General features: G+C 45.4%; 1 rRNA gene. It reads right to left on the bottom strand.

Going from position 1 to position 954, the window contains the following annotated elements:
• A 16S ribosomal RNA gene (locus HMPREF1983_RS02350) occupies nt 1-748 on the bottom strand; the annotation flags it as partial.
• Between the last annotated feature and the right edge of the window lie 206 nt (nt 749-954).

The following is a 954-nucleotide window of genomic DNA, read 5'->3' on the forward strand; positions in this document are numbered from 1 at the left end:
AAAAGCCGCCTTCGCCACTGGTGTTCCTCCTAATCTCTACGCATTTCACCGCTACACTAGGAATTCCACTTTTCTCTCCTGCACTCAAGTTTATCAGTTTCCAATGACCTTCCACGGTTGAGCCGTGGGCTTTCACATCAGACTTTCTAAACCACCTGCGCGCGCTTTACGCCCAATAATTCCGGACAACGCTTGCCACCTACGTATTACCGCGGCTGCTGGCACGTAGTTAGCCGTGGCTTTCTGGTTAGGTACCGTCTGTTTTGTGTATAGTTACTACACAACCTTTCTTCCCTAACAACAGAGCTTTACGAACCGAAATCCTTCTTCACTCACGCGGCGTTGCTCCGTCAGACTTTCGTCCATTGCGGAAGATTCCCTACTGCTGCCTCCCGTAGGAGTTTGGGCCGTGTCTCAGTCCCAATGTGGCCGTTCACCCTCTCAGGTCGGCTATGCATCGTCGCCTTGGTAGGCTTTTATCCCACCAACTAGCTAATGCTCCGCAAAGCCATCTTATAGTGTTAGCTTCACCAACTTTTAAACATCTCCCATGCGGAAAATGTTGTTATCCGGTATTAGCTACAGTTTCCCGTAGTTATCCCAGTCTATAAGGCAGGTTCTTTACGTGTTACTCACCCGTTCGCCGCTAAGAATTTCTAGTGCAAGCACCAGAAATTCTTCGCTCGACTTGCATGTATTAGGCACGCCGCCAGCGTTCGTCCTGAGCCAGGATCAAACTCTCCAAATATTTTCTTATTTGTTTGCTTGATTTAGCTCTTTTTTTAGTTTTCGCTTCCCATTTACCTTTCAGGTATTTGGTTTGCATAAGAGTCTCTAATTTACTTATTCACTTCGTTCATAAGTTGTGTAAGACCCTCTAGTAGTTACTTTTTAGAACTACTTTCTTTCTTTTGGAATTACGTTGACTTAATTCGTTTAGTTTTCAATGTTCAA

It is taken from the genome of Gemella bergeri ATCC 700627 (genome assembly GCF_000469465.1).
Classification (GTDB): domain Bacteria; phylum Bacillota; class Bacilli; order Staphylococcales; family Gemellaceae; genus Gemella; species Gemella bergeri.